Source organism: Cloacibacillus sp. An23 (assembly GCF_002159945.1).
In the GTDB taxonomy this organism is placed as follows: domain Bacteria; phylum Synergistota; class Synergistia; order Synergistales; family Synergistaceae; genus Caccocola.
The window spans coordinates 1-5584 of record NZ_NFJQ01000019.1; the positions used below are offsets into that span (position 1 = coordinate 1).

Genomic DNA, 5584 nt, shown 5'->3' on the forward strand with positions numbered 1-5584 from the left:
GCCGAGCTCGTTGAGGCCGAAATCCAAGCCGAAGCGGAGAAGAATCTATGGACGCAAGACGAGCTTGAGAGATACAAATACAAGTATCTACAAGTGCTTAACCTAAGCGAGATGATTCCAATAAAAGTTGAATTTGTAAACAACGGCCCCACTATGCACCCCGGGCCTTTCGATAAGATGATAGACATGAAAGTCGGCAACAAGACTTATGAGCCTGTGGACTACGATAAACGTCTAAACTTCCCGTTCCAAGGGGAAAAGGAAGGGCTAGTATTCTTTAATCGCTTTGACCCCAAGACAGGGAAAAATATCCTTGACGGACAAAAGCGAGTAACAATAACAATGAGCTCAGGAATAAGCTCAATGATAGCCGGCCGCGGCAGAACTGCGAGTTTTTTCTGGGACATCAACAACGACGACCCGAGCAAGCTCTACGCGGGAGCGACCGCGGCGCGGCTTGAGACCGACCGTCTTATCAAGCGCCTTGAAAATCTGCGCAAAGACAAGGAAGAAGAAGCCGCCAAGATGAAGGCCATCGACGACGAGATAAACACTATCCAGTCAAGGCTCGACGAGCTAGCCGCTATTCAGTAGCGCGGCTCCGTGACGATATAGCGGAAAATCAACGCACATCCGGTATAATACAAAAAGCGCGCAAACGCAATGACGCGACAAGCCCTCGACTCACGTCGGGGGCTTGTCGCATTTTGTGATGGTACAACAGATGACCGGCGTAGAAAAATGCGCGTCGGACGCCGATAGTACGGTATCTGGCTTTGCTGCTGCGCTTCTCTACTATATAATTAATTTTTGCAAAAATTTATGTTGTCTTACAAATTTTCTGCTTTTCGGTGTTAGGAGTACCGTGTGGCAAGCTTCCGAAGCTCCGGGTGAGAACACCAAATGTGTACAAAGTGATACGCTCATTTAATTTTTATACCCAATTTATGTCGCTCAGAAATCTTCTGCGCCCGGTGAAACTGGCGGGCCTGCGTGGTCTCCGCCCAGTACACAGAAGCTGTTAGTTTGGGTCACATCGCTTTTGTTTATGCCTCGGTGCTCAATCAGGAGATTCTGCCCAGAAGCATTGCGGAATGACGGTATTTCTTATACAAAGTTAAAATGCCATATAGCTTATTAATAGCGGCTGCTGCGTTTGGACAGATGTTTCGTCTTGAAGATTGCCGCATGACGTATTTATTTGCGGTTTTAATTATAGTGGGCTTGACAAACGCACAAAACCCCGTCGCCCCGCAAATCTTCTGTGCCCGGTGAAACGGGGCAGGCTCTGCTGGGCCTCCGGCATGGTGCGCTAGAGGCAGATTTAAGGCCTTGCCATACAGCTCCGTTCTCTAACGTTCTCCGCGGAGATTCTGGCCGGAAGATTGCCGGAATGACATAGGAATGACATAATTGTTTGTTACCATTAGTTAAATTATTTTAATACTAAATAATTATAAAGAATGGTCATACGGCTGTACAGACAAATAAGCGGCGGCTTTTCGCCGCCGCTTTCGCTCAACTATTTCCGCGCGCCGCAAGTTCCGGCGTTTTTCTGCTATTCCGCTCCTTCGCAGATTGCGATGGATTTCGAAGCGCCGATGCGCTCGGCTCCTGCTTCTATCATTTTTTTCGCCGTTTCCGCGTCGCGGATGCCGCCGGAGGCTTTTACTTTAACGGCGGGGCTCACTGCTTTTCTCATGAGGCGGACGTCGTGTTCGGTCGCGCCGCCTGTGGAGAAGCCGGTCGAGGTTTTTACGAATTTCGCTCCGGCGGCTTCGGCAGCGCGGCAGGCGGCTATTTTTTCTTCGTCCGTGAGCAGGCATGTTTCTATTATGACTTTGACCGCAGCTTCCGGAACGGCTTGCACGACGGCGCGGATGTCGTCTTCGACTGCTTTTAGTCCGCCGTCTTTGAGCAGGCCGACGTTTATCACCATGTCGATTTCCGACGCTCCGTCGTTTGCCGCGCACCGCGCCTCGAAGGCTTTGGCTTCCGCACTCATTGCGCCGAGCGGGAACCCTACGACTGAGCATACGGCGACGCCGCTGTCTTTCAGCATGTAGGCCGCGAGTTTCACGCGCGACGAGTTTACGCATACCGAGGCGAATCCGTATGCGCGCGCTTCTTCGCAGAGCTTTTTTATGTCGGCCGCCGTCGCCGCCGGGTTCAGGTTTGTGTGGTCTATGTATTTCGCCAGGTTCATTTTATGCCTGTTTTCCCTCCGAGTTCGGTTATTCGGCGCTTCAGCACTTCGTCGAAGATGGCGAGCGCCGCGGCGGAGCTCGTCTTCGGGTGTCTGTGCGTCAGTTTGTAGTATATTATATCGGGGGGCGTTTCGTGAAGCCGGCAGAATACGGCGCGGGGCTGTTCGCTCATGAACTGCGCGCGCGCGGACTCAGGTATCATGCACCATTGTCCCGGACGCCGCATGAGGAGCGTCGCGAGCTTTATGGAGTCTACTTTGACTTTGAGCGTTTTCATCGGGTCCCATATATGGTCGTGCCACAGGCGGTATCCGCCGCTCCATTCTATGTAGAATTCCATCCCTTGGTCGAGGTCGGTCGGGCGCAGGTATTCCGCCGTTTCTTCGCCGTCGTTCGGTATGCGCGCGACGATGAAGCCTTCGCGGTATATCGGCTCCATCTGGACGTATCTGGCGCTTTCCTCGTGGATGACTATCGCCGCGTCGAGCGCCCTGCTTTCGACCGCCTGGTACATCATGTCCGACGGATCGGTGACTATGCGGAGGTAGACAGGCGGCTCGTGTTCCAGCAGCGCGCCGTAGACGGGCGGCAGGAGGCGGCAGTTGACGCTTTCGGAGCCTCCTACAGCCAGAGAATAGGCGGAGCCGGGCGTGCGGGCGTTGGCTATTTCACGGCTGATTTCCTGCCATTTCAATGCGAGCGGGAGGAAGCTCTCCCCCGCGGGGGTCAGTTTTATGGATTTCATACCCTTCTGCCGGTCTACGAGTATCATTCCCATGTCGTTTTCCAGCTCGTTCAGGTTGTAGCTTATGGTGGACTGGGTGACGCTCAGAAGCTCCGCGGCTTTGCCGAGCGTCCTGGACATGGCGACGGCCAGAAAGGTTTCTATCCCTTTTTCATGCAACAACGGTCACATCCTTCCGTTTGAAAAGTTTGCCCGGCGGTTTGGGCTCGCCGCGTAAAATAAAGGCGGGCGCCGCGCGGGGCCGGCGCAGGTTATACGCCGGAGCCGAGGCGGGACCCGCTCTCAGCGTTCCGGCGGACGCAGCCGCCGGAAAACGCGGTGTTATTGTCCGAGCAGCGTGAGCATGGCTCCCGCGGCGACCGCAGTGCCGATGACTCCGGCGACGTTCGGGCCCATTGCGTGCATCAGGACGTAGGAGCCGGGGAATTCTTTCTGCACCACCTTCTGGCAGACGCGCGCCGCCATCGGGACGGCGGAGACGCCGGCCGCGCCTATGACGGGGTTGATCTTGCCGCCGGAGGCGACCTTCATGATCTGTCCGAAGATGACGCCGCCCGCCGTGCTGAATATGAAGGCTACCAGGCCGAGGAATATTATCTTAATCGTCGCGACAGTAAGGAACGTTTCGGCGTTCATCGTGCCGCCGACGGAGATTCCGAGGAATATCGTCGTCGCGTTGAGCACTTCGTTCTGCGCCGCCTGCGACAGACGCTCGGTGCATCCGCATTCACGCAGCAGGTTTCCGAACATCAGCATACCGATGAGGGGGACGGCGGCGGGAAGGACGAGACCGCAGGCTATCGTCGAGATTATCGGGAAGAGGATGCGCTCGGTGCGCGAGACGGGACGGAGCTGCTCCATCTTGATTCCGCGGTCGGCCTTGGTCGTGAGGAGCTTGATGACGGGGGGCTGAATGAGCGGGACGAGCGACATGTAGCTGTACGCGGCGACCGCGACGGCGGGAAGTATTTCGCGCGCGAGCTTCGAGCAGAGGTAGATGGCGGTCGGGCCGTCAGCTCCGCCGATGATGCCTATGCCGGCGGCCTGCTGAATCGTGAAGCCCATGAACATAGCGCCGATGACGGCCACGAAGACGCCGAGCTGCGCCGCCGCGCCGAGAAGGAAGGTCACGGGGTTGGCGAGCAGCGGACCGAAGTCGGTCAGGGCGCCGATGCCCATGAATATTATAATCGGGTAGATTTCATGACGAATACCGAACATGACATAATAAAGGAATCCGCCTTCGTCGAGTATGCCGGACAGCGGCAGGTTGACCAGCATACATCCGAACGCGATGGGCATAAGGAGAAGCGGTTCGAAATCCTTCGCGATAGCGAGGTAAAGAAGAATAAAGGACACAAGGAGCATTATCAGGTTTCCCTGAGAGAGGGCGACGAGACCGGACTGATCGATGACGCCCTTCAAAGCGGTCATGTAAAGTTCCATAATTATTTAGCCTCCGAAGTTTTCTTATCAAACATACTAACAAGCCTGTTCGTTCCGAGCATTACCATCATAAGACCGATGATGACGAGAAAAACGATGCTCATCGCGATGAAGGACATGACGAGGGCTCCGGCAGCGCCGGAGAAATACGAGCTGAGAGATGCGACGTCGGGCATGAGATGCGCCTCCTGTTCAAAAATACCCGCCTGGGCGGGAAAAGCTCAGAGCCGCGCGAAAAGCGGCGGAAATGCAAATAAAACGCCCACGCAGGCGCTATTCCCTCTTCTGCACCGTCTTAGGCTCCGCCACGCCGCATTGACGTGTTGGGACGGCAGATATATCCGTCTCGCCGCCGGCGAGACCTGCTGAAAAACCGGTAAGTTCAAAAAAACGCGCCGAATGCGGGACGGCGGCGCGCGAAGCGAAAAACTTCGGCCTGTGCCCCTTGAGCGCGGCGAAAGGCAAAATAACTTCGGAGGCGGAAGACGGAACGAAGCAGCCGTCGCAGAGCGAATGCGGCAAACCTCCGCGCACGACGGAGGCAGCGCGCGACACGCACGGGACGGGGGCGGCGCAGCACGATGAAGCGGCGACCATAACGGCCGCGAAAACCGCCACAAGCACGGCAAGCTTCTTCTCCCGCCACAGACAACGCATATCGGAGCCCCCTTCCGAAAATTTCGACACTCCGCACATTAAATACATCTTTCCTCTATATTTAGACACCGTAATTTTACTTATAATATATAACATTCCGATTTATCCGCCGTTTGCAGTCAAAAGCGATAAAAGCCGGAAAATCCTGTGCTGAGGCTGATTTCAGACATTTCGGGGGAAAGCTGGCGCGCGCGGCGGAAGCTCACGGCCTTCTATGGAGAGGCGCGCGCAGCCACGGAATAGCAAATGCCCTCCGCGCGGCGCGCGCGGAGAAACTGTGCGCTCACCTCAGCGCGGAGGCCGTATATGAGCGACCGTTCAAATAAAGAATTATCTGCAAATATAGAATTTTAAGACCGGCACTCCGAATTATCGCAAAATTCTATTTTTAGTTGAACTCATGCCCAAAACGCGGCAGAGAGTCACAGAGCCCTATATCTGCTCTTGTTGGTGTACTTGACGGAGGCGAGCAGTCCGAGTTGTTCGAATTTCACGACGAAGGCGCGCACGGTCGCGTAGGCGGCGCTTC

At 55.4% G+C, this 5584-nt stretch carries 6 protein-coding genes; 1 reads left to right on the plus strand and 5 read right to left on the minus strand.

All coding sequences use genetic code 11. The annotated features are described in order from the left end of the window. Window positions 1-594, plus strand: a 594-nt coding sequence (locus B5F39_RS14330) for a hypothetical protein (protein ID WP_087368686.1), incomplete at its 5' end; no start/stop codon positions are given. 964 nt (window positions 595-1558) lie between these two features. On the opposite strand, the gene deoC is transcribed toward B5F39_RS14330, so the two are convergent. The 5 genes from deoC to B5F39_RS13780 all read right to left on the minus strand — a co-directional run bounded on the left by deoC (window position 1559) and on the right by B5F39_RS13780 (window position 5055). Beyond that, window positions 1559-2206, minus strand: a complete 648-nt coding sequence (deoC, locus tag B5F39_RS13765; RefSeq protein WP_087368688.1) for a deoxyribose-phosphate aldolase — start codon at window positions 2204-2206, stop codon at window positions 1559-1561. Further along, window positions 2203-3111, minus strand: a complete 909-nt coding sequence (locus B5F39_RS13770; RefSeq protein WP_087368690.1) for a LysR family transcriptional regulator — start codon at window positions 3109-3111, stop codon at window positions 2203-2205. Before B5F39_RS13770 ends, deoC begins: the two co-directional genes overlap by 4 nt. A gap of 162 nt (window positions 3112-3273) precedes the next feature. Continuing rightward, entirely contained in the window at window positions 3274-4398 is a 1125-nt protein-coding gene (locus tag B5F39_RS13775) for a sodium ion-translocating decarboxylase subunit beta (protein WP_087368692.1), read from the minus strand. Window positions 4399-4400: 2 nt separating this feature from the next. Next, the gene (locus tag B5F39_RS14335; RefSeq protein WP_158096079.1) at window positions 4401-4574 is read right to left on the minus strand and encodes a hypothetical protein; all 174 of its coding nucleotides are present in this window, start codon (window positions 4572-4574) and stop codon (window positions 4401-4403) included. Between the two features lie 97 nt (window positions 4575-4671). Then, window positions 4672-5055 carry a hypothetical protein gene (locus B5F39_RS13780; RefSeq protein ID WP_143330770.1) on the minus strand — a complete coding sequence of 128 codons (384 nt, stop codon included), beginning with the start codon at window positions 5053-5055 and terminating at the stop codon, window positions 4672-4674. Window positions 5056-5584 lie beyond the last annotated feature (529 nt).